This window comes from Burkholderia sp. MSMB1589WGS, from assembly GCF_001636105.1.
In the GTDB taxonomy this organism is placed as follows: Bacteria; Pseudomonadota; Gammaproteobacteria; order Burkholderiales; family Burkholderiaceae; genus Burkholderia; species Burkholderia humptydooensis.
Genome location: NZ_LNJT01000006.1, coordinates 212025 through 235500, shown reverse-complemented (window position 1 = coordinate 235500; position 23476 = coordinate 212025). Strand labels below are relative to the sequence as shown.

23 protein-coding genes are annotated in these 23476 nt (G+C 70.3%); 12 read left to right on the top strand and 11 right to left on the bottom strand.

Going from position 1 to position 23476, the window contains the following annotated elements:
* Position 1 precedes the first annotated feature (1 nt).
* From kdpC to WT16_RS03370, 12 genes are all read left to right on the top strand, one after another.
* The gene (gene kdpC, locus WT16_RS03425) at positions 2-583 is read left to right on the top strand and encodes a potassium-transporting ATPase subunit KdpC (protein WP_063532714.1); all 582 of its coding nucleotides are present in this window, start codon (positions 2-4) and stop codon (positions 581-583) included.
* A 128-nt stretch (positions 584-711) separates the two neighbouring features.
* Positions 712-3741: a sensor histidine kinase KdpD gene (locus WT16_RS03420; RefSeq protein ID WP_063532713.1), complete on the top strand. Its 3030-nt coding sequence runs from the start codon at positions 712-714 to the stop codon at positions 3739-3741.
* Entirely contained in the window at positions 3734-4432 is a 699-nt protein-coding gene (gene kdpE / locus WT16_RS03415) for a two-component system response regulator KdpE (RefSeq protein WP_009911757.1), read from the top strand. The genes WT16_RS03420 and kdpE overlap by 8 nt, the downstream gene beginning before the upstream one ends.
* An 85-nt stretch (positions 4433-4517) precedes the next feature.
* On the top strand, positions 4518-4814 hold the full coding sequence (locus WT16_RS03410; protein ID WP_009911758.1) for a DUF333 domain-containing protein: 297 nt from the start codon (positions 4518-4520) through the stop codon (positions 4812-4814).
* 130 nt (positions 4815-4944) lie between these two features.
* Positions 4945-5265, top strand: coding sequence for a quaternary ammonium compound efflux SMR transporter SugE (gene sugE, locus WT16_RS03405; protein WP_009911759.1), 321 nt, complete (start codon positions 4945-4947; stop codon positions 5263-5265).
* A 191-nt stretch (positions 5266-5456) separates the two neighbouring features.
* The gene (locus tag WT16_RS03400) at positions 5457-6074 is read left to right on the top strand and encodes a DUF4126 domain-containing protein (RefSeq protein WP_015601015.1); all 618 of its coding nucleotides are present in this window, start codon (positions 5457-5459) and stop codon (positions 6072-6074) included.
* Positions 6071-8683 carry an FtsX-like permease family protein gene (locus WT16_RS03395; RefSeq protein WP_063532712.1) on the top strand — a complete coding sequence of 871 codons (2613 nt, stop codon included), beginning with the start codon at positions 6071-6073 and terminating at the stop codon, positions 8681-8683. The genes WT16_RS03400 and WT16_RS03395 overlap by 4 nt, the downstream gene beginning before the upstream one ends.
* A gap of 76 nt (positions 8684-8759) precedes the next feature.
* Positions 8760-9170, top strand: a complete 411-nt coding sequence (locus WT16_RS03390) for a group II truncated hemoglobin (RefSeq protein ID WP_059934751.1) — start codon at positions 8760-8762, stop codon at positions 9168-9170.
* Positions 9171-9281: 111 nt separating this feature from the next.
* Complete coding sequence (locus WT16_RS03385) at positions 9282-10013, top strand: alanyl-tRNA editing protein (protein ID WP_063532711.1); 732 nt, start codon at positions 9282-9284, stop codon at positions 10011-10013.
* Positions 10010-10651, top strand: coding sequence for a DUF924 family protein (locus WT16_RS03380; protein WP_009911768.1), 642 nt, complete (start codon positions 10010-10012; stop codon positions 10649-10651). Before WT16_RS03385 ends, WT16_RS03380 begins: the two co-directional genes overlap by 4 nt.
* Positions 10652-10892: 241 nt before the next feature.
* Entirely contained in the window at positions 10893-12296 is a 1404-nt protein-coding gene (locus WT16_RS03375) for an amidase (protein ID WP_063532710.1), read from the top strand.
* Between the two features lie 244 nt (positions 12297-12540).
* Positions 12541-13848, top strand: coding sequence for an MFS transporter (locus tag WT16_RS03370; RefSeq protein ID WP_082874686.1), 1308 nt, complete (start codon positions 12541-12543; stop codon positions 13846-13848).
* Positions 13849-13928: 80 nt separating this feature from the next.
* Here WT16_RS03370 and WT16_RS03365 read toward each other — a convergent pair whose 3' ends face one another.
* The 11 genes from WT16_RS03365 to WT16_RS03315 form a co-directional block, all read right to left on the bottom strand.
* Positions 13929-15827, bottom strand: a complete 1899-nt coding sequence (locus tag WT16_RS03365; protein ID WP_063532708.1) for a hypothetical protein — start codon at positions 15825-15827, stop codon at positions 13929-13931.
* A gap of 306 nt (positions 15828-16133) precedes the next feature.
* Positions 16134-16892 carry an SDR family oxidoreductase gene (locus WT16_RS03360; protein ID WP_015600657.1) on the bottom strand — a complete coding sequence of 253 codons (759 nt, stop codon included), beginning with the start codon at positions 16890-16892 and terminating at the stop codon, positions 16134-16136.
* A 52-nt stretch (positions 16893-16944) separates the two neighbouring features.
* Entirely contained in the window at positions 16945-17532 is a 588-nt protein-coding gene (locus WT16_RS03355; RefSeq protein WP_006025080.1) for a TIGR00730 family Rossman fold protein, read from the bottom strand.
* Positions 17529-18248, bottom strand: a complete 720-nt coding sequence (locus WT16_RS03350; protein ID WP_006025081.1) for a TetR/AcrR family transcriptional regulator — start codon at positions 18246-18248, stop codon at positions 17529-17531. Before WT16_RS03350 ends, WT16_RS03355 begins: the two co-directional genes overlap by 4 nt.
* A gap of 194 nt (positions 18249-18442) precedes the next feature.
* Positions 18443-18988, bottom strand: a complete 546-nt coding sequence (locus WT16_RS03345) for a diacylglycerol kinase (RefSeq protein WP_015602132.1) — start codon at positions 18986-18988, stop codon at positions 18443-18445.
* Between the two features lie 8 nt (positions 18989-18996).
* Positions 18997-20031 (bottom strand): glycosyltransferase family 1 protein, encoded by a 1035-nt coding sequence (locus WT16_RS03340; RefSeq protein WP_009911780.1) that lies wholly within the window; start codon positions 20029-20031, stop codon positions 18997-18999.
* A gap of 21 nt (positions 20032-20052) precedes the next feature.
* A complete protein-coding gene (locus tag WT16_RS03335) occupies positions 20053-20991 on the bottom strand; it encodes a UDP-2,3-diacylglucosamine diphosphatase (RefSeq protein ID WP_063532707.1) in 939 nt (312 codons plus the stop codon).
* Between the two features lie 90 nt (positions 20992-21081).
* Entirely contained in the window at positions 21082-21591 is a 510-nt protein-coding gene (locus tag WT16_RS03330; RefSeq protein ID WP_015601690.1) for an RDD family protein, read from the bottom strand.
* A gap of 9 nt (positions 21592-21600) precedes the next feature.
* Entirely contained in the window at positions 21601-22350 is a 750-nt protein-coding gene (locus WT16_RS03325) for a DUF3106 domain-containing protein (protein ID WP_015601828.1), read from the bottom strand.
* Between the two features lie 30 nt (positions 22351-22380).
* A complete protein-coding gene (locus WT16_RS03320) occupies positions 22381-22803 on the bottom strand; it encodes a DUF3619 family protein (protein ID WP_006025087.1) in 423 nt (140 codons plus the stop codon).
* Positions 22800-23360 (bottom strand): RNA polymerase sigma factor, encoded by a 561-nt coding sequence (locus WT16_RS03315; RefSeq protein WP_015601210.1) that lies wholly within the window; start codon positions 23358-23360, stop codon positions 22800-22802. Before WT16_RS03315 ends, WT16_RS03320 begins: the two co-directional genes overlap by 4 nt.
* Between the last annotated feature and the right edge of the window lie 116 nt (positions 23361-23476).

The window sequence follows — 23476 nt, the reverse complement described above, 5'->3', positions numbered from 1 at the left end:
CATGAAATCACTGTTTCGTCCGCTCATCGTCGTGTTCGTCGTGCTGGCCGCCGTCACGGGGCTCGCGTATCCGGCCGTGATGACGGTCTTCGGGCAGGCCGTGTTCCCGTCGCAGGCGAACGGCAGCCTCGTCGAGAAGGGCGGCAGGGTCGTCGGCTCCGCGCTGATCGGCCAGCAGTTCGATGCGCCGCAGTACTTCTGGGGCCGCCTGTCGGCGACGAGCCCGATGCCGTACAACGCGACGGGCTCGGGCGGCTCGAATCTCGGGCCGCTGAACCCTTCGCTGAAGGATCAGGTGAAGGGCCGCCTCGACGCGCTGAAGGCGGCGGGCACCGATCTGTCGCAGCCCGTGCCCGTCGATCTCGTGACGGCGTCGGCGAGCGGCCTCGATCCGGAGATCAGCCCCGCCGCGGCCGACTATCAGGTCGCGCGCGTCGCGCATGCGCGCAAGCTGCCGGAGGCCGACGTGCGCCGCCTCGTCGCCGACAATACGGCGGGCCGCCAGTTCGGCGTGCTCGGCGAGCCGCGCGTGAACGTGCTGAAGCTCAATCTCGCGCTCGACGCCGCGCAGACCGCGCATTGAAGAAGCGCGGCGCGCCGCCGCGCGCCGCTCCGAGTTCCGGACGACGCGTTCGACGCGCCGTCCTTTCCTTTTGGGGCGTTTTGGAACGACAATGAAATTCAGCCGCCAACCGGAGACCTCGGCCTCGCATGAACCGTCCCGATCCTGACCAGCTTCTCGACAAGATCCAGCGGGAAGAGGAAAAACAGCAGCGCGGCAAGCTGAAGATCTTCTTCGGCGCGTCGGCGGGCGTCGGCAAGACCTATGCGATGCTGCTCGCCGCGCGCGCGCGCAAGCAGGAGGGCGTCGACGTCGTCGTCGGCATCGTCGAGACGCACGGCCGCAGCGAGACGGCGACGCTGCTCGACGGGCTCGACGTGCTGCCGCTCATGCAGATCGACTATCGCGGCCGCACGATCGGCGAGTTCGATCTCGACGCGGCGCTCGCGCGCCACCCCCAGCTCGTCCTCGTCGACGAGCTCGCGCACTCGAACGTGCCGGGCGCGCGCCACCTGAAGCGCTGGCAGGACGTGTACGAACTGCTCGACGCGGGCATCGACGTCTACACGACCGTCAATGTCCAGCATCTCGAGAGCCTGAACGACGTGGTCGGCGCGATCACGGGCATCCGCGTGTGGGAGACCGTGCCCGACCGCGTGTTCGACGTCGCCGACGAAGTCACGCTCGTCGACCTGCCCGCCGAGGAGCTGCTGAGCCGGCTGCGCGAAGGCAAGGTCTACATGGCGCAGCAGGCCGAGCGGGCGGTGCGCAACTTCTTCCGCAAGGGCAACCTGATCGCGCTGCGCGAGCTCGCGCTGCGCCGCACGGCCGACCGCGTCGACGCGCAGATGCGCGAGTACCGCGCGGACCGCTCGATCCAGCGGATCTGGCAGGCGCGCGAGCGCCTGCTCGTGTGCGTGGGCGCGGGGCCCGAGGCGCCCACGCTCGTGCGCGCGGCCGCGCGCCTCGCGGCGAGCCTGAAGGCCGACTGGCTCGCGGTGTACGTCGAGACGCCGCGGCTCGCGCGGCTGCCCGACGCGATCCGGCAGCGCACGCTCAACGCGTTGAAGCTCGCGGCCGAGCTCGGCGCCGAGACGGCGACGCTCACGGGCGCGGACGCGGTGGCCGCGCTGATCGGCTATGCGCAGGTGCGCAACGTGTCGAAGATCGTCGCGGGCGGCTCGTCGAAGGCGGGCTTCCTGCGCCGTTTCTCGCGCCCGTTCGGCGAGCAGCTCGCGGAGCGCGCGGGCGACGTCGACCTGATGCTGATCCGCGCGTCGGCAGGCGAGGACGCGCGCACGCCGCTCGACCCGGGCGCGCGCGCGTGGCGCGACGCGTTCTCGAGCGTCGTCGTCGGCCGCTCGGCGCCGCGCAACTACGGCTACGCGGCCGCGATCTGCGCGCTGATCACGGGCGTCGCGAACCTGCTGCAGGACCATCTCGACCTGACGAACCTCGTGATGCTGTACCTGCTCGGCGTCGTGTTCTCGGCGGTGCGCCTCGGGCGCGGGCCGGGCGTCGTGCAGTCGTTCCTGTCGGTCGCCGCGTTCGACTACTTCTTCGTGCCGCCGCGGATGTCGTTCTCCGTGACGGACACGCAGTACCTGCTGACCTTCTTCGGGATGCTGCTCACGTCGCTTGTGATCAGCCATCTGACGTCGAGCCTCACGCGCGGCGCGGCGCTCGCGCAGCGGCGCGAGCGCCGCACGGGCGCGATGTACGCGATGGCGCGCGAGCTCGGGGCCGCGCTCACGGCCGAGCAGATCGTCGAGATCGGCAGCCGGCACGTGTCCGAGGTGTTCCGCGCGCGCGTCGCGATCCTGCTGCCGGACAGCGGCGACAAGGTCCAGCAGAAGATCGAGAACCCCGACGAGGCGGTGACGATCACGGGCGCGGCGCTCGACATCGACGTCGGCCAATGGGTGTACGACCAGCAGAAGCCGGCCGGGCACGGCACCGACACGCTGCCCGCGGCCACCGCGCTCTATCTGCCGCTGAAGGCGCCGATGCGCACGCGCGGCGTGCTCGCCGTCGTCACGAAGGACCCAGGCGAGCTCGAGGTGCCCGAGCAGCAGCGGATGCTCGACGCGTTCGCCGCGCAGATCGCGCTGGCGGTCGAGCGCGTTCACTACGTCGAGATCGCGCGCGACGCGCTCGTCAACATGGAATCGGAGCGGCTGCGCAACTCGCTGCTGTCGGCGATCTCGCACGATCTGCGCACGCCGCTTACGGCGATCGTCGGCTTGTCGTCGATGCTCGCGAACGCGCGCGGCGCGGCGCGCGGCGGCGGCGCCTCGTCCGCGCGCGAGGACGAACTCGTCGAATCGATCCACGACGAGGCGCTCAGGATGACGGGGATCGTCACGAACCTGCTCGACATGGCGCGGCTGCAGGCGGGCAGCCTGCAACTGAAGCGCCAGTGGTCACTGCTCGAGGAGACGGTCGGCGCGGCGCTCGCCGCGTGCAAGCGCGTGCTCGCGCGTCATCCGGCGCGCGTGCGGCTGCCCGCTGGCCTGCCGCTCCTGCAGATGGACGCGGTGCTGATGGAGCGGCTCTTCGCGAACCTGTTCGAGAACGCGGCGAAATACACGCCGCTCGACACGCCGATCGAGATCGGCGCGGAGCGCATCATCGACGACAGCCGGCCGTTCGTGCGCGTGTTCGTCGACGACCACGGCCCGGGGCTGCCGGCCGGCATGGAGGCGCGGATCTTCGAGAAATTCACGCGCGGCGAGAAGGAATCGGCGACGCCCGGCATCGGCCTCGGGCTCGCGATCTGCCGCGCGATCGTCGACGCGCACGGCGGTAAAATCGGCGCGCTCAACCGGCTCGGGCCGGATGGCAAGGTCGAGGGCGCGCGCTTCTGGTTCACGCTGCCTGTCGACACGCCGCCGCCCGAACCCGGCGCCGGCGAAGACGTGCCGGAAGACGAAGCGGGCGAAGCTGCGGATGAGGCAGGCGGTGCGGGCGAGGCGGCCGCCGGCGAGCACGACGCCGGCGAGCACACGCCCGGCGATCGCGCCGCCGATGCGCGTGAAACTGGCGATCGCGCGCCCGACGAACCCGCCGACCCGCGCGTCCGCGCTGCGCCCGGCCAGGCCGCGCCTGCGTCCGCGCCGCGATGCGACGGCAGCGCGCCGGCACCCGTAGCCAACGAACATCCGCATGCCCATGAGTGAACCGACCGTTACCGTCGTCCTGATCGAAGACGAAAAACAGATCCGCCGTTTCGTGCGCAGCGCGCTCGAGGAAGAGGGGATCGCGGTATTCGACGCCGAGACGGGCCGCCAGGGCCTGATCGAGGCCGCGACCCGCAAGCCCGACCTCGCGATCGTCGATCTCGGCCTGCCGGACGGCGACGGCCTCGACGTGATCCGCGAGCTGCGCGGCTGGTCCGAGATGCCGGTGATCGTGCTGTCGGCGCGCACGCACGAGGAGGAGAAGGTGGCCGCGCTCGACGCGGGCGCGGACGACTACCTGACGAAGCCGTTCGGCGTCTCCGAACTGCTTGCGCGGATCCGCGCGCACCTGCGGCGGCGCAACCAGAGCGGCGCGGCCGAGTCGCCGGTCGTGAGGTTCGGCGACGTGAGCGTCGATCTCGCGCTGCGGCGGGTGTGGCGCGGCGGCGAGATCGTGCATCTGACGCCGCTCGAGTACCGGCTGCTCGCGACGCTCGTGCGGCACGCGGGCCGCGTGCTCACGCATCGCCAGTTGTTGCGCGACGTCTGGGGGCCGACGCACGTCGAGAGCCACCATTACCTGCGGATCTACATGGCGCATCTGCGGCAGAAGCTCGAGGCCGATCCCGCGCAGCCGCAGCACATCGTGACCGAGACGGGCGTCGGCTACCGGCTCGTCGGCACGGGCTGACGCCGCGGCGCCCGTTCTTCCGGCGCCGCGGCGAGCATTTTTCTCTTATGCTGAATGCTCGACAAACAACATGAGGAGGTCAGCCATGCTCGTCCGTCTACTGTTCGGTTGCGCATTGGGCATCGCCGCCGCGACGGCGCTCGCGCAGCCGTTGCCGCCGAATCAGTCGACCACGCTCGCGAATCCGGCGTCGGTGAATTGCGAAAAGCTGGGCGGCAAGGTGGTGATCCACGACGGCCCGCGCGGCCAGTATGGAATCTGCGCGTTCAGGGACGGGCGCGAGTGCGAGGAATGGGCGCTCTATCGCGACGACCGCTGCGTGCAGCTCGATGCGCACGGCTGGCCGATCGCGCAGCGCGACAGGAAACCCGCGTCGAAGTGACGGAGCGGGCCGGCGCGGGCCCGGCCGGCAGGATTGTAAGCCGCTTGTTATACTTTCGCGGCCCGGGGACGACCCTGGGCCGCCGATGTCCAACGGGGACGACCCCATTTGATTCACGGAGAGTCTCCGCATGCCTTGGTTGTGGCTTCTCATCGCCGGTCTGCTCGAAATCGCGTGGGCGGCCGGTCTCAAATCGTCCGAGGGCTTCACGCGCGTCGGCCCGTCCGTCTTCACGATCGTCACCGCGCTCGGCAGCTTCGGCCTGCTCGCCGTCGCGATGCGCGAGCTGCCGCTCGGCACCGCATACGCGGTCTGGACGGGCATCGGCGCCGTCGGCGCGTTCATTTTCGGGATCGTGATGCTCGGCGAAGCGGCGACGTTCGCGCGGATTGCAAGCGCTTCGCTGATCGTCGTCGGGCTCGTCGGCCTGAAGCTGTCGTCGGCGGGCTGAGCGCAGGGTTTGCCCCGCCGTCGGCGCTGCGGCGGTTGCGCGCGGCGCGCGTCTATAATGAAGCGAAATCCATCTGACAACGTCCCGCCGCCGCGCGCGAACCGGCGGGGCAGGCGGGTCGATGGGCCGCTTCGCCCGGGCTCGGGCGCGGTCCGCCCTCGAACCGCGCGCATTGCGCAAGGAGGCGGCACATGGTCGAAGCCATTTCGCTCGGCGCGGGGCTCGCGTGGGCGAGCGGCCTGCGCCTCTATCTCACCGTGCTGATCGCGGGCGTGTTCGCGCGCGCGGGCCTCATCCACCTGCCCGACGCGCTCGCGGTGCTGACGTCGCCGTGGGTGATCGGCGCGGCCGCCGTGCTCGCGGTCGCCGAATTCCTCGCCGACAAGATTCCCGCGTTCGATTCGCTGTGGGACGCGGTCCACACGTTCATCCGGATTCCCGCGGGCGCCGTGCTCGCGGCGGCCTCGCTCGGCCACGCCGATCCCGCGCTCCTCGTGGCCGCGGGCCTCGCGGGCGGCACGCTCGCCGGCTCAGCGCACATCGCGAAGGCAGGCACGCGCGCGCTCATCAACCTGTCGCCGGAGCCGATCTCGAACTGGATCGCGTCGACGACGGAAGACGGGCTCACGGTCGGCGGCCTCGCGCTCGCGTTCTTCGTGCCGCTCGTGTTCATCGCGCTGATGATCGGCTTTCTCGCGTTCTCCGCGTGGGCGCTGCCGCGCCTCTGGCGCGGCGTGTCGGGCGGCTTTCGCGGGATGGCGAACCACATGGTGTCGCGGCTGAATTCGATCGGGAGCAAGCGCGATTGACGGCGGCGGGCAAAACGATGCCGGCCGGCCGCCGCTTCGGCGTCGCCGATCTGCTGCACCAGGCGGGGCGGATGACGCTGCGCGACTGGCGCGCGGGCGAGTTGACGCTCGTCGCGCTTGCGCTCGTGCTGGCCGTCGCGGCGCTCACGAGCGTCGGCTTTCTCGCCGACAGGCTGCGCCAGGGGCTCGAGCGCGACGCGCGCCGGATGCTCGGCGCGGATTTCGTCGTGCGGGCCGATCATCCGGTCGATCCGGCGTTCGCGCGCGAGGCGCGATCGCTTAGCCTCGCGACCGCGACGACCGCGATCTTCCCGAGCATGGTCGGCGCGGCCAATCCGCCCGATTCTCCTGCCGCCGCGTCCGGTACGTCCGGCTCAAGCGGCGGCTCGCCGCCCGTGCGGCTCGCGGCCGTGAAGGCGGTGTCCACGGGCTATCCGCTGCGCGGCGCGGTCGAGATCGCGCCCGATGCGAACGGGCCCGGTCGCGCTGCCGGTTCGATTCCGGTCCCCGGCACCGTCTGGGTCGACCCGTCGCTGCTCGACGCGCTGCATCTGAAGGTCGGCGGCGCGCTGCGCGTCGGCGGCCGCACGTTCACGATCGGCGCGGCGATCACCCGCGAGCTCGACCGGGGCTTCTCGTTCGTCAATTTCTCGCCGCGCGTGATGCTGCGCGCGGACGAGCTCGAATCGACGGGGCTCACGGGCTACGGCAGCCGCGTCACGTACCGGCTCCTCGTCGCGGGCGACGATGCGGCCGTCGAGCGGTTCGCGCGCTACGCGCATGCGCGCGTCGACGGCGGCAAGCTGCGCGGCGTCGCGCTCGAATCGCTGCAGGAAGGGCAGCCGCAGGTGCGGCAGACGCTCGACCGCGCGCGCCATTTCCTCACGCTCGTCGCGCTGCTGACGGCGCTGCTCGCGGCCGTCGCGATCGCGATGGCCGCGCAGCGCTACATGCGCCGCCATCTCGACGGCTGCGCGGCGATGCGTTGCCTCGGCGCGAGCCGGCGCACGCTGTCCGCGCTGTTCGCGATCGAATTCGCGCTGCTCGGCGTCGCGGGCGGCGCGGCGGGCGCGGCGCTCGGCTACGTCGGCCATCTCGTGCTGCTGCGCGCGCTCGGCAGCCTGATCGACGTCGTGCTGCCGCCGCCTTCGGTGTGGCCCGCGGCGATCGGCGTCGCGACGGGGCTCGTGCTGCTGCTCGGCTTCGCGCTGCCGCCGCTCGCGCCGTTGACGCGCGTGCCGCCCGTGCGCGTGCTGCGCCGCGAATGGGGCGACGCCGGCCGCGTCGCGTGGGCGGGCTACGCGGTGGGCATCGCGCTCTTCGCGGCGCTCCTGATCGCGGCGGCGGGCAACCTGACGCTCGGCCTCATCGTCGCGGGCGGCTTCGCGGGCAGCCTCGTGCTGTTCGCGCTCGTCGCGCGGCTCGCGCTGTTCGCGCTCGCGCGGCTCGTGCGCGACGGCCGCGTCGCGGCGGGGCTCGGCTGGCGCTACGCGCTCGCGTCGCTCGACCGGCGCGGTGCGGCGAGCGCGCTGCAGATCACCGCGCTCGCGCTCGGGCTGATGTGCCTGCTCCTCATCGCGATCACGCGCAACGATCTCGTCGCCGGCTGGCGGCAGTCGACGCCGCCCGACGCGCCGAACCAGTTCCTGATCGACATCCAGCCCGACCAGCGCGACGACGTCGTCCGCTATCTCGCGGCGAACGGCATCGCGAATCCGGCGCTGTCGCCGATGGTGCGCGGGCGGCTCGTGTCGGTGAACGGCAAGCGGGTGAATCCGGACGATTACCGGAGCGACGACGCGCGCCGCCTCGTCGACCGCGAATTCAACCTGTCGTATACGACGCAACTGCCCGAAGACAACCGGCTCGTCGCGGGCGACTGGTTCGGCGCATCGAGCGTGCCGCAGATCTCGATCGAAGCGGGGCTCGCGAAGACGCTCGGCGTGAAAACGGGCGACACGCTGCGTTTCGACGTGACGGGCCTCACCGTCGACGCGCCCGTGACGAGCGTGCGCAAGCTCGATTGGGGCACGTTCCGCGTGAACTTCTTCGTGCTGATGCCGCCCGCGGCGCTGCGCGATTTTCCGGCGACCTACATCACGAGCTTCCACCTGCCGGCCGCGCGGCAGCGCGTGCTCGACGGCCTGATCGCGCGGTATCCGAACCTGACGGCGATCGACGTCGGGCCGATCCTCGCGCAGCTCGAGCGCGTGCTGCTGCAGGTGATCGGCGCGGTGCAGTTCCTGTTCGGCTTCACGCTCGCGGCGGGCGTGCTCGTGCTGTATACGGCGCTCGCCGGCTCGCGCGACGAGCGCGTGCGTGAAGCCGCGCTGATGCGCGCGCTCGGCGCGTCGCGCAGGCAGATCGCCGCCGTGCAGCGCGCGGAGTTCGCCGTCGTCGGCGTGCTCGCGGGCGCGATGGCGGCGGCGGGCGCGCTCGCGGTCGGCGCGGTGCTCGCGTCGCGCGTGTTCGATTTCCAGCTCGCGCCCGACCCGTGGCTCGTGCCGGCCGGCATCGCGGCGGGCGTCGCGTGCGCGGGCGCGGCGGGGTGGCTCGGCCTGCGCGGCGTGCTGCGCAGGCCGGCGCTGCAGTCGCTGCGCGATGCATGAAGCGCGCGCTCGCGGTATCTTCGGGCGATCCGCTCGTTCATTTCCTGATTTGTTTTTCGATTCGACCGATTTCCGTATGACCGATGTCACCGATGACGCGCCGTCGCAACCGACGGCGTTCGAACTCGTGGGCGGCGAGGCGCGCGTGCGCGAGCTCGTCGACCGCTTCTACGACCTGATGGACCTCGAGCCCGAATTCGCCGGCATTCGCGCGCTGCATCCGCCGACGCTCGACGGCTCGCGCGACAAGCTGTTCTGGTTCCTGTGCGGCTGGCTCGGCGGGCCCGATCACTACATCGAGCGCTTCGGCCATCCTCGGCTGCGCGCGCGGCATCTGCCGTTTCCGATCGCGTCGGCCGAGCGCGACCAGTGGCTGCGCTGCATCGCGTGGGCGATGCAGGACGTGGGGCTCGGCGAGCCGCTGCGCGAGCGGCTGATGCACTCGTTCCACGACACGGCCGACTGGATGCGAAACCGTCCCGGTTGAAATTCCGGTACGCTTGCCGTGCGCGCCGCGCGCAATTGTGCCTGTCGCGGCGCGCGCGGCGCACCGCATACTGATCGCCCCGATCACCGATAACGACATCCGAGACGCCCCATGGCTACTCAAGCCCTCTTTCGCGAAGACGCTTATTTGACGCGTTGCGACGCGGTGGTCACCGCCGTCGACGAAGCCGGCATCCACCTCGATCGAACCGTGTTCTATCCGCTCGGCGGCGGCCAGGCGGGCGATACCGGCACGCTGACGCTCGCGGGCGGCGCGGCGCTTGCCGTCGCCGACACGCGCAAGGCGAGGTTCGACGGCGCGACGCCCGACGACGCGGTGCACGTGCTCGCGCCGGGGCAGGCGCGGCTCGCTTCGGGCGTGAGGCCGGGCGATGCGGTCGTCGCCGAAATCGACTGGGCGCCGCGGCACCGCCGGATGCGGCTGCACACGGCGAGCCATCTGCTGTGCGCGGTGCTGCCATACCCGGTCGACGGCTGCAGCGTGACCGCCGATTACGTGCGGATCGATTTCGCGACGGTCGAGCCGATCGATCGCGAGCACGTGGAGGCGAGCCTTGCCGAACTCGTCGGCGGCGCGCATCCGGTGACGACCGAATGGATCACCGACGACGAAATGGCCGCGCGCCCGGAACTCGTGCGCACGATGAGCGTGAAGCCGCCGATGGGGCTCGGGCGCGTGCGCCTGCTGCGGATCGAAGGCGTCGATCTGCAGCCGTGCGGCGGCACGCATGTGCGCAACACGGCGGAGATCGGCGCGCTGCGCGTCGCGAAGCTCGAGAAGAAAAGCGCGCGCACGCGCCGTCTCGTGCTGGAGCTTGCATGACGGCCCCGCACGCGGGCGGCGGCGTGTGCGAAGCCGCGGCGCGCGATCGGGCGTCGCTCGATCCCCGCGCGCGCGACGTGCTCGATTTCTGGTTCGGCGCGCCCGACGATCCGGCGTTCGGCACGGCGCGCAAGATGTGGTTCGGCGGCGGCCCGGCGTTCGACGCGCAACTGCGCGAGCGATTCGGCGCGCTCACCGACGCGGCGAAGGCGGGCGAGCTTGACGCATGGGCGCGCACGCCGCTCGGCGCGCTCGCGCTCATCGTCGTGCTCGACCAGTTCTCGCGCAACATCCATCGGGGCACGCCGCTCGCGTTCGCGGCCGACCGCGCGGCGCTCGCGCATGCGAAGGCGCTCGTCGCGTCGGGCGGGGACCGCGCGCTGCCGACGGGGCACCACCGCGCGTTCGCGTATCTGCCGTTCGAGCACGACGAGTCGCCCGACAGCCAGCGCGAGGCGGTGCGGCTCTGCGCGCAGATCAAGGACGAAGCGGGCTGCGCCGGCTATCACGGCTACGCGCTGCGCCACGCGGTCGTGATCGAGCGTTTCGGGCGTTTTCCGCATCGGAACGCGCTGCTCGGCCGGCCGTCGACCGACGCGGAAGTCGCGTTCCTGAAGGAGCCCGGCTCGTCATTCTGAGCGCGCGCCGCCGTGAGCGCGAGCGCGGGCGGCGCGTGCCCGATGCGCACTCGATCCGCCCGCTGTCGCTGCGAACGACGCGGTCCGCCGCGAGGCGGGGGGATCGAAGCATGTGCGAGCGATTCGACATCGATCGCGCGATTCATTGCCGTTATTGCGTTGCTATCGTGAGTTCCACCGATGACGGGCGGCCGCGGACGAAGGCCCGACCACCCGCCTCCAACCTTGCGAGGCCGATACCATGTCCGAGCTGCTCGACCTGACTGCTTGCTCGCTTTCCGAACGGTTCAAGAACCGCAGCGCGACGCCCGCCGACTACGCGGACGCGCTGCTCGACCACATCGCCCGTTGGGAGCCGCATCTGAACGCGCTGTGCCGCTTCGATCCGGCGCAAGTGCGCGAGCAGGCGCTCGCGGCGACGCGCCGCTGGGCCGCGGGCGCGCCGCTCAGCGAGATCGACGGCGTGCCGGTGACGATCAAGGAGCTGATCGCGACGCAGGGCGATCAGGTGGCGCACGGCTCGGCCGCGGCCGCCGACGCGCCGCCCGCGACTGTCGACGCGCCCGCCGCGGCGCGGCTGCGCGAGGCGGGCGCGATCGTGATCGGCAAGACGACGGTGCCCGATTACGCAATGCTGTCGTCGGGGCTGTCGAGCCTGTACGGCATCACGCGCAACCCGTGGCGGCTCGATCTGAATCCGGGCGGCTCGAGCAGCGGCGCGGCCGCGGCGGCGGCCGCGGGCTACGGGCCGCTGCACGTCGGCACCGACATCGGCGGGTCGATCCGGCTGCCGGCCGGCTGGTGCGGGATCGTCGGCTTCAAGCCGTCGAACGGGCGGATTCCGATCGATCCGTACTACACGGGCCGCTGCGCGGGGCCGATGACGCGCACGATCGACGATGCCGCGCTGCTGATGCGCTTCCTGTCGCGGCCGGACTGGCGCGATGCGACGAGCCTGCCGCCCGAGGCGATCGACTGGTCGATCGCGCCGGCGGACGTCAAGGGCATGCGGATCGGCCTGATGCTCGACGCCGGCTGCGGAATCGCGCCGGAGCCGGAGATCGTCGCCGCGGTGGAAGCGGCGGCCGGGCACTTCGCCGCGCACGGCGCGCGGATCGTCGCGGCGCCGCCCGTGCTGTCGCGCGCGATGCTCGACGGCCTCGACCGTTTCTGGCAGGCGCGGCTATGGGCGGATCTCGAACGGCTGCCGGCCGCGGCGCGCGAGCGCATCCTGCCGTATATCGTCGCGTGGGCGGGGCAGGGCGCGTCGGTGTCCGGCATCGATGCGGTGCGCGGCTTCGGCGCGACGTTCGAGATGCGCGCGGCGGCCGCGCGCCTGTTCCAGGCGGTCGACGCGGTGCTGTCGCCAACCAACGTCGTCGCCGGCTTCCCGGCCGAGTGGGCAGGGCCGACCGACGATCCGGCGCGGCCGTTCGAGCACATCGCGTTCACGGTTCCGTGGAACATGGGCGAGCAGCCGGCGCTGTCGATCAACTGCGGCTTCGCGCGCAACGGGATGCCGATCGGCCTGCAGATCGTCGGGCCGCGCTTCGCCGACCGGCTCGTGCTGCAGCTCGGCCGCGCGTATGAGGCGTGGCGCGGCGAGATGCCGCGCTGGCCGGCGCCGCCGCGACGGTGCGACTGAACGCGCCGTGTGCCGTGTGCCTCCGTGTGCCGCCGCGCGCTTTTCGCCGGCTCCCGCGCCGTCTTTTCGTTTTTTCGCCTGTTCATCGTGATGCCGCCCGCGGTTCTGACGCCCATGCCTTTTGCGCCGCTCGCACCGCTCGCGCCGCACCCGCGGCCGGTATCGTCGTCGCTTCGATCGAGGACGCTTCATGGAAGACCTGCTTGAACCCGCTTGCCCACCGGCACCCGAGCGGCCGGCCGGCATGATCGACGCGGCCGGCGCGGCCGCGACGCGCGCCGCCGCCCGCCGCAACGTCGCGGCGGTTGCGCTCGGCAATGCGGTCGAATTCTTCGACTTCGGCGCTTACGCGACTTTCGCGGTGATGATCGGCCACGCGTTCTTTCCGGCGAAGAGCCCGTTCGTGAGCCTGCTGCTGTCGGTGTCCGTGTTCGGGCTCGGCTTCGTCGTGCGGCCGCTCGGCGCGCTCGTGATCGGCGCGTATGCGGACCGGGCGGGCCGCAAGCCCGCGATGATGCTGACGCTCGTGATGATGGCGGTCGGCACGGGCGCGATCGCCGTGCTCCCGGGATACGAGACGATCGGCGTCGCGGCGCCGATCCTGCTCGTCGTCACGCGGCTGGTCCAGGGGCTCGCATGGGGCGGCGAGGCGGGGCCCGCGACGACCTACATTCTCGAAGCCGCGCCGCCTGGGCGGCGCGGCGCGTACGCGTGCTGGCAGGTCGCGGCGCAGGGCTTCGCGGCGGTCACGGCGGGGCTCGCGGGCTATGCGCTGACGCTCGCTCTGCCCGAAGCCGACCTGTACGCGTGGGGCTGGCGCGTGCCGTTCGTGCTCGGCCTGCTGGCGCTGCCGATTGGCGTCTACATCCGCCGCCGGCTGTCCGACACGATCGACGCGCACCGCGCGTACGGCTCGACGCGCGACATCCTGCGCGAGCTGAGCGCGCGGCATCGGCGGCCGATCGCGGTCGGCCTGATGATTCTGCTCGGCAGCACAATCACGCAGTATTTCCTCAACTACATGACGACGTTTGCGTTGACCGAACTGCATCTGCCGGGCGGCGTCGCGATGCTCGCGACGTTTGCGACGGGCGCGGCGCTCGCCGTGGGCTCGCTCGCGGGCGGCAGCCTGTCGGATCGCGTCGGCCGCCGTGCGGTCCTGATCTGGCCGCGCGTGCTGCTGTTGCTGCTGATCTTTCCGGCATTGCAATTGATCGTCTCGCGTCCGACGCCCGCCGTGTTCCTCGTCACGCTGACCGTGCTGTCCGGCCTGCACGGCATGAGCGGCGCGGCGCTCATCGTGCTGATCGCCGAGAGCTTCCCGCAGCGCGTGCGCTCGACGGGATTCTCGATCGTCTACGCTGTCGCGGTGTCGTTGTTCGGCGGCACCGCGCAGAGCATCGTCGCCTGGCTCATCGGCACCACCGGCAACCCGATGGCGCCGACCGGTTATCTGCTCGTCGCGAACGCGATCTGCATCGCGGCCGGCTGGCTTGCCGCCGAGACCTGGCCGGGCAGGCGCAAGCCCGTTATGAGCGTGAGCGGGCCCTAGCCGGCGCGGCGTCGGCGCGTGCCGCGCGTGCCCGGGAGGCGATCCTGCGCGACGGCATGGGCTGCCGCGCGCCGCGGGCATCAAGGATGGGCGACGGTTGCCGCGGTCGGCGTGCGCACGTAGACGCGCAGCATTTCCTGATCGTCGCCGGGCCGGGCGCCTGCCCAGAACGGCTTCCATTCGGCGCCGAGCTCGGGCGGGTTCGCGCGCGTGCCCTGCACGATGAGCCACGTGCAGGCGCTCGCATTTGGCTGCGCGACAGGCTGGTGAAGCACGCCGGAGAAGTAATAGAGCATCGGCGCTTCCGATTCGCCGAGATTGACGCTCGCCATGCAGTCGCCGTCGTTCCATTCGAGCGCGAGCCGGCGATTCAAATCTTCGAACACCGAACGATAGCTCTTCGCGACGTCGAGCCACGGCAGCAGCAGCGTGTAGACGAGCCCCCACGCGACGAGCGCGCCCATCGCCCACGACAGCGCGCCGCGCCACTTGCCAGCGAGCCGCAGCGACGGCAGCAGGCCGACCCAGCCGATCGTGATCGCGAGCGCGGACAGCACGAGCGCGGGCTCGATCGGCATCGTCCAGTCGAGCGGCAGCCAGCGGCCGAGCCATTGCAAGCCGACGCGCGGGCCATTGTGATCGGACATCAGCGACCAGACGATCCACGCGAGCGCCACGGCGATGCCGAACAGCATCCGGCTCGCATAGTCCCACGCGGTATGCAGCCGCTGCGGCAGGCGCGGGATCGCCTGCGCGGCGACGAGCGCGAGCGGCGCGATGAACGGCAGGATGTACAACTGGCGCGACGTCGCGGAGATGTGCAGCACGACCATTCCGACGCCCGTGAACGCAAGCGGCAGCGCGACGCGTGGCGCGCGCCAGTCGCGCCAGAGGCCGCGCGCGAGTGCGACGAGCGCGAGCGGCGCGGCCGGAAAGCCGAGCGTCAGCAGCGCGCGCCAGATGAAGAGCGGCTTGTCGTTTTCGGCGCCGAGCGTCGGCACCGAGAAGCCGAAGAAGCGCCCGACGTTGTTTTCCCAGAACCAGACGAGGAACAGCGATTCGGAGCGCAGGAACAGCGCGGTCGGCCAGATCAGCGCAAACGGCGCGCACACGAGCGCGGCGATCGCGAGCGAGCGGAAGAACGCGCGGCTGCGGCAGGCCGGGTAGAGAACGAGCGTCGCAGCGAGCGTCGCGCCGAACACGAGCGGCACGAAGAGGCCCTTCGACATCAGCGCGACGCCGACGCCCAGGCCGAAGAGAGAGGCCGCGAAGCGGTTCGCGGGCGGGTGGGCGGCCTCGGCGCCGTTCGCGCCGCCGGCGTGCCGGATCACGAGTTCGAGCAGCCCGCAAAAGCCCATCGCGGTGCCCGCCATCAGCGCGACGTCGGTCATCAGGTCGTGCGAATGCTTGATGACGACGAGCGAGCCCGCGCATAGCGCGACGGCGCCGACCACCGGCAGTTCGAGCCAGCGCGCAGCGCCCGTCGCGATGCGCGCGGCGCGGGCGGTGAAGCCGAACGCGAGTGCGGCGAACAGCGCGCTCGCGAGCCGTGCCGCGTCGTGCAGCGGCAGGTAGCGGGAAAAGAGCCACGCGAGGCCGGTGGCGACCCAGTCGTACAGCGGCGGTTTTTCGAGGAACGGCTGCCCCGCGTTGGTCGGCACGACGAAGTCGCCGCTTTCGAGCATGTGCTGGATGATGCCGAACGTGTAGGTTTCGTCCTGCTTCCAAGGATCGTGGCCGAGGACGCCCGGCAACAAGTACGCGCAAAGCACGGCCGCGGCGACGAGCCACGCGCGCAATCCGGCGAGCGGCGTGCGGTCCGCCGCCGCGCCGCGCGATCCGGCGGCTGTTCCCGCGGCGCCGGGCGCGGCGGCGGCGAGCGCCACGGCGGACGGCGAGCGCGAGTGATTTTTGGGCGGGCCGGCGTGATGTGCGGAAGCGGGCGCGCGCCGGCTGCCGGGCGTGGCATTTCCCTGCATGCTGGGTGATCTCTTCGTGTGTGCCGGCCGGACTGCGTGGGTCCGGCCGATTTCGGGCCGCGAGAGGGCGGGAGCGATGTTCGCGGCATACGCCGCAGTCGCCGTTAGTAAACCACGGGACTGTTACGAACGTTTACGGAAATTGTGGAGAAAATCTGTAAAGAGTGCAGAGAATTGTGAAGTTTTGTATGCGGGCGCGAGGAACTTTCGTAGCGCGAAACATTGCGGGCCCGGATGGCGCGGCGGCTTGCCGGAAAGGATAAGACTGGCGGACGTCGGCGGGCGCGGCGCGCCGCCGCCCGCGCGTCAGCGCCCGCCGCCGACGTCGAGCAGCGCGCCCGTCACGTACGACGCCGCGTCGCTCAGCAGCCAGACGATCGACTCGGCGACCTCGTCGGCGTCGCCTGCGCGTCCGAGCGGCGTCTGCGCGCCGAGCCGCTCGGCACGGCCGGGCTGGCCGCCGCTCGCATGGATCTCGGTCGCGATGAGGCCCGGGCGCACCGCATTCACGCGCACGCCGTGCGGGCCGAGCTCCTTCGCGAGGCCGAGCGTCAACGTGTCGACCGCGCCCTTCGACCCCGCATAGTCGACGTACTCGTCCGGCGAGCCGAGCCGCGCGGCGATCGACGACACGTTGACGATCGCGCCGCCCGCGCCGCCGCGATCGGTCGACAGCCGCCGCGCGGCCTCGCGCGCGCACAGATAAGCGCCGAGCACGTTGGTGTCGAACACGCGTTTCAGGCGCGCGGCGTCCATGTCGGCGAGCGGCAGCGACGGCGCGACGATTCCCGCATTGTTGACGAGCGCGTCGAGCCGGCCGAACGCGGACTGCACTGCGTCGAACATGGCGATCACGTCGGCTTCGTTCGCGACGTCGCCGCGCACGACGCACGCTTGCGCGCCCGTGGCGCGCACCGCGTCGGCGGTCGCGTCGGCGGCTGCCGCGTCACGTGCGTAGTTGATGCCGACTGACCAGCCGCGCGCGGCGGCGAGAAGCGCGGTCGCGCGGCCGATGCCGCGGCTCGCGCCGGTGATGAGAACGACTTTGGCGGACGGATTCGTCATTGCTTGGACCTCGGCCCGGGCGCCTCGCGCGTGCACGAAGCGTCGCGCCGGCTCACGCGTCCTGCTCCGACACGAACGTCCATTTGTCGCGCGCGGGCGGACGATACCGGGCGAGCTGATCGATGAGCGCGTCGGGTGCGGCGTCGATGCACAGCGCGTCGAAGTACGTGCGCTGCATGAAGCCTTCGTCGACGGTGTGCTCGAGGAGCGCGATGAGCGGCTGGTAGAACGCGTCGACGTTATAGAGCGCGACGGGCTTGCGGTGATAGCCGAGCTGCGCCCACGTGTAGACCTCGAAGAACTCCTCGAGCGTACCCGCGCCGCCCGGCATCGCGACGAACGCGTCCGCGAGCTCGGCCATCATCTTCTTGCGATGATGCATGTCGGGCACGACGTGCAGCTCGGTCAAGCCGGTGTGGCCGACTTCCTTGTCGTAGAGCAGCTCCGTGATGACGCCGATCGCGCGCCCGCCCGACACGATCACTTCATCGGCGATCACGCCCATCAGGCCGACGCGCCCGCCGCCGTAGACGAGCGTGAGGCCGGCGTTCGCGAGCGCGCGGCCGAACGCGCGCGCCGCTTCCGTGTAGACGGGCTTCACGCCGTTGGCCGAACCGCAATAGACGCAGACGCTCTTCATTGCTTCGCGTCCTTGCGCGGCGAACCGTCGCGCGGCGGCAGGTAGTCGTGGAACTCGCGCTTCGGCAGCTTGCCCGATACGAGATCGTCGAAGATCTGCCGCGAGCGGCCGCGCAGATACGGCGCGATCACCGAGATCACGTGCATGCTGACCTGATGCAGCTCCTCGCGAATCGCGTCCTGATCGTTGTACTTGCGCGGATGCATCACGTATTGATACGACAGCCAGTAGGTGGCGATCACGGCCATGTTGGTCGCGATCACCTCGATCTCGGCGGGCGTCGCGACGAGCTCGCCGTCGGCCGCGAGCAGCTCGCACATCTCGCGCGCGAAGCGGACCTTGTGGCTGATGATCTGCTTGAAGTGCGTTTCGAGCGTGCGGTTGCGCGCGAGCAGATCGTTCAGATCGCGATAGAGGAACCGATAGGTCCACATGAAGTCGGCCATGTACTGCAGGTACGACCACGTTTCGTCGATCGTCGGCCGATGATCTTCGGGAAAACGCAGGCGCCGTTCGATCTGCTGTTCGAACTGCGCGAAGATGCTGTTGATGATGTCGTCCTTGTTGCGGAAATGGTAGTACAGGTTGCCTGGGCTGATTTCCATTTCCTCGGCGATCGTCGTCGTCGTGACGTTCGGCTCGCCGATCTCGTTGAAGAGTTTCAACGACAACTCAAGTATCCGTTCGCGCGTGCGGCGGGGAGGTTTCGCTTCCATGTCGTCCGGCCCTGTGTTTGCCGGACAGGCGGGCGCTGCCAATACTGCTGCGTGAATCGTAGTCCGGCTCGGGTTGCTGTTTTGAAGGCTGTCGGGCGATTATAAACCGCTACCTTGCGCGTCCGGCGTATTTCGTCATCGGGGCATACCCGGCGGTGCTGCGTCGCACGCAGGCGCAAAACGCCGCGCCCCGTCTAGCCGGCGAGCTTGTGCCAGACGAGCGGGCCGAGTATGAGGCCCCAGGTGGCCACGCACGCGCAGAGCGCGACCGTGACGGCCGCGCTGCCGAGATCCTTCGCGCGCTTCGACAACTCATGGCGCTCGAGCGAGATCCGGTCGATCGCCGTCTCGACGCTCGAGTTCAGCAGCTCGACGATCAGCACGAGCAGCACGGTGCCGATCAGGAGCGCACGCGACGCCGGCTCGACGGGCACGAACGCGGCGATCGGCAGCATGATCGCCGCGAGCGTGAGCTCCTGCCGGAACGCGCTCTCTTCGCGGATCGCGACGCGAAAGCCGTTGTATGAATTCTTGAGCGCGTACCACGCGCGCATCAGGCCGCGATTGCCCTTGTACGGGTTGTGCGGCAGCGCGAGCGGATCGTCCGGGCCGAGCGGCTCGTGCGGTTCGGGCGGCTCGTGCGTTTCAGACGGCGCGAGGCGGACGTGGGCGGGACGCGTCGCGCCGGCAGATGCGGCCGGCTTTCGCGACGAGCCGGCAGGGGGCGCTTTCGCGCGCATGGCTGGTTTCAAACGGCTGCGCCTTCGGTGTGTGGGCAGGCGGATTTCGGCAGCGGCTTCAGGTGCGATGCGAACTGCTCGGACGCCGCGCGCCACGAGAAGCGCTCGGCCCACGCGCGCGCATGCGGCCGAGCGATCTTCAGCGCCTCGAGGCATGCTTCGCGCAGGTCGTCGTTCATCGCGCCCGCGCCGCTGCTGCCGAGCACGTCGACGGGCCCTGTCACCGGATACGCGGCGACGGGCGTGCCGCACGCGAGCGCCTCGAGCAGCACGAGCCCGAACGTGTCGGTGCGGCTCGGGAACACGAACACGTCGGCCGCCGCGTATACCTTGGCGAGCTCCGCCTGCGTCAGCACGCCGAGGTAATTCGCCTCAGGATAGCGCGATTTGAGCTCGGCGAGCGCGGGCCCTTCGCCCGCGACCCATTTCGAGCCGGGCAGGTCGAGCTTCAGGAACGCCTCGACGTTCTTCTCGATCGCGACGCGGCCGACATACAGGAAGATCGGCCGCGCGGTGTTGAGCACCTTCGATTCCATCGGCTGGAAGACGTCGAGATCGACGCCGCGGGTCCACAGCACGACGTTGTCGAAGCCGAAGCGCTCGAGGTCGTCCTTGACGACGGGCGTCGGCGCCATCACCGCGAGCGACGCGCCGTGGAACCACCGCAGGAAGCGGTAGGTCGCCGACAGCGGCACGCCGAAGCGCGCCTGCACGTACTCCGGAAAGCGCGTGTGGTATGCGGTCGTGAACGGCAGCTTGCGCGCGCGCGCGTAGCGGCGCGCGGCGAGCCCGAGCGGGCCTTCCGTCGCGATGTGCAGCGCGTCCGGCTCGAACGCGCTCAGGCGCTCGCGCAGCCGCCGGTACGGCAGGATCGACAGGCGGATTTCGGGATAGGTCGGGCAGGGCACCGTGCGGAATTCGAGCGGCGTGACGAGCTCGACGCGGTGGCCGAGCGCGGTGAGCTCGCGCGCGGTGCTCTTGAGCGTGCGCACGACGCCGTTGACTTGCGGCTCCCACGCATCGGTGACGATCATGATTTTCATCGCAGGCAGTCCTAGAGGGGATCAGGCGGTGGCGGCTTTGGTCTTGCGCGACAGCGCGGCGGGCGGCGTGCGCATCACGGTCCAGTAGACGACCTTCAGTTCGCCCTCCATCGTCTCGACGAGCGCGGACAGGCTTTCGACCCAGTCGCCGTCGTTGCAGTACAGCACGCCGTCGATGTCGCGGATCTCGGCCTTGTGGATATGGCCGCAAACGACGCCGTCGCAGCCGCGGCGGCGCGCTTCGTCGGTCATCACTGCTTCGAACGACGAAATGAAGTTCACGGCGTTCTTCACCTGGTGCTTCAGGTATTGCGACAGCGACCAGTACTGGAAGCCGAAGCGGCTTCTGATCCGGTTGAACCAGCGGTTCAGCACGAGGATCAGCGTGTACAGCGTGTCGCCGAGATAGGCGAGCCATTTCGCGTGCTGGATCACGCCGTCGAACAGATCGCCGTGCACGATCCACAAACGTTTGCCCGTGAGCGTCGTGTGGAACGCCTCGCCGCGAACGTGGATCTCGCCGAACGCGAGATCGCAGAACTGGCGCGCGGCTTCGTCGTGGTTGCCGGGAATGTAGACGACTTGCGTGCCCTTCCTCGCCTTGCGCAGGACCTTCTGCACCACGTCGTTGTGCGCCTGCGGCCAGTACCAGCCCTTTCTGAGCTGCCAGCCGTCGATGATGTCGCCGACGAGGTATAGGTACTCCGATTCGTTGTGCTTGAGAAAATCGAGCAGGTAGCCGGCCTGGCAGCCGCTCGTGCCGAGGTGGATGTCCGACAGCCAGATCGTCCGGTAGCGGTGCGACGCGGGCTCGTTGTCGTCGTGCCGCGCGGCGCTCGCGGCGGGAGGGCGGGCCGGCGCGAGCGTGTCGCTCGCCGCCGAGCCGGACAGGAAAGCGCTGGCGGCGTGCAGGCCAGCAGGATCACGAAAGAAGGAGGTCGCGGACGTTTTTTTGCCCATGCATGACTCGCGCCGGTTGACGTTATCGGCATTGCGCCATGCGGGCGTGACTGTGCCGTGACAGTCACGAGACGTTCTTATTACGGGGAATCAGCCGCGGCGGGGCGCGTCGACGATGCGGGTGCCGGCGAGGCGGTCGTGCGGGAACTGGCGGCTCGGGTGCAGGCGCGCGGCGAGCGCCCACAGCACGAACCAGACGGCCGTCGCGGCGAGCGTGCGAGGCACCGGGAAGCCCGCGAGCGGGTGCAGCGCGAGGGGCGGCAGGAACCACAGCCAGCCGAGCGCGTAGCGCACGAGCGCGCGGCCCGCCGACAGCGGCGCGCCGCGCGCGGTCTCGACGCGCAGCCGCCACGTCTTCATCGGCAGTGTCTGGCCGCCGTGCGTCCAGAACCAGACGAAGTACGCGCCGACGACGAGCGCGATCCATCCGGCGAGCAGGTTGTGATGATCGAGGCCGTTGCGCTGCTGCAGCGTCACGCCGAACGCGAGGCCCGCGAAGAACACGACGCCGAAGAGCAGCAGGCCCTCGTACGCGAGGGCGGCAAGCCGGCGGCGCACGCTCGGCGGCGGCGGCTCGGACGGGAGCGCGGACGCTGTCACGAAGGAGGCTTACGAGCCGTTGAAGAGCGACGGCGCCTCGGACGGCGAGACGGGCGTCGGCGCGGGCGGCGTGGCGGCGCCCGTCGTTGCGGCCGACGCCGGCACGGGCGCCGCGGCCGGCGCGCTCGCTGCGGGCGGCGCGATGCTCGCGGTGGGCGCGCTCGCCGGATGGCGGTCGTGCGCGTTGACGAGCCGGTTGATGTCGCGGTCGGTCTTGCCGGTGGGCGGCGCGCTGACGACGGTCGGCCGGCGCCGGCGCTCGGCCGCGGCGAGCTTTTCCTTCTGCTCGGGCGATAGCTGCTGGTAAGCTTTCCAGGCTTTTTCGCGGGCCTGCGCGGACAGGTCCTTCGACACCAGATAGTTCTCGCGCGCGACGCGGCGCTGCTCGGGCGTCATCCGGACCCACTCGGTCATCCGTTCCTGCAGACGCTTTTGCGCATCAGGCGACATTTTCGGGAAGCGCGCCGCGATCTTCAGCCATTTGCGCTTGCGCTCGTCGCTGAACGAATCCCATTGATTCGCGAACGGCGCGAGCGCGACACGCTGCTGCGGCGTGAGGCGCGCCCAGGAGAGCGGGCCCGAGGGCGGCAGCGGCGGGAAGTCGGTCGACAGCGCGATCGCGGCCGATGCGATAGCGGGCGCACTCGCCGCCGCCACCGCGGCCGGTTGTGGGTGAAAGCGCGGGTAGGTGGCGGCGTACGCGACGACGAGCGCGATCACGCAACCGAAAAAGACAGCCAATCCCCGTTTTTGACTCACCCGTGCGTTCCTCTTCTTGATGCGTTGGCGTTAGTGAGTGTGCGAAAGGTACGCGTTGAACCCGTGGTCGAGGTACGCGGTGAGAGGCAGGTTGTCGCTCAGCATCGCGGCGTCGATGTCCGCGAGCTCCGCCGTGCGCTGCATGTCTTCCCAGTACGCGATGCCGATGAGCCCCGCGAGCAGCAGCGCGAGCGGCCACGCGCGCGCGAGCCGGCGCGCGAGCGACTTGCGCGGCTCGCCGGGCGGGCGCAGCTCGAGCGTGCCGGCGCTGCCGGCGAGCGCCGGCACGAGCACGACCGCGGCGTCGGGCTTCTTGCGCGCGAGCGCGGCGCGGCGCGCGGCGGCGAGCCGATCCGTCGTCGCGGCAGGCAGCGAGGCCGCGCGCTCGTCGAGCGCGCGACGCACCTTGAGGGCGAAATCGAGTTCTTCTTTCGTTGCGGGAGCGGAGCTCATAGCGTGATTCCTTTGGCCTTGAGCGCCAACGCCAATGTGTGAGTGGCCCGGGAGCAGTGCGTCTTGACGCTGCCTTCCGAACACCCCATGGCGGCGGCTGTCTCGGCGACATCCATATCCTCCCAATAACGCATCAGGAAGGCTTCCCGTTGACGCGCCGGAAGTTTCTGGATTTCGTCGTCGATGAGGGCGAGCACCTGCTCGCGCTCGAGCCGCGTCTCGCCGCTCTCGACGCCGTCGCCGTCCGCCGACTCGAGCGTCTCGAGCGGGTCGAACTCGTCGTCGTCGGTGTTGTTCAGCGACGAGAACAGGCTGACCCAGGTGTTGCGCACCTTTTGTCTGCGGAAATGGTCGTGGATCGCGTTCTGAAGGATCCGTTGAAAAAGCAGCGGCAATTCGGCGGCCGGGCGGTCGCCGTATTTCTCCGCGAGCCGAATCATCGCGTCCTGCACGATGTCGAGCGACGCGTCGTCGTCGCGCACCGTGTACGCAGCCTGCTTGAACGCGCGCCTTTCGACGCCCGCCAGAAAGTCCGCGAGTTCCTTGTCTGATGCCATTCCGTAAAGGTCTGCGCTGCGTTCTTGCGGCGTGAAAAGATCGGAAAAAATTCGTAAAACTCGCGGATGCTAACAAATTTTCGCGGCGAACGGCATCCAGTTCGGGCGGTTGGGCC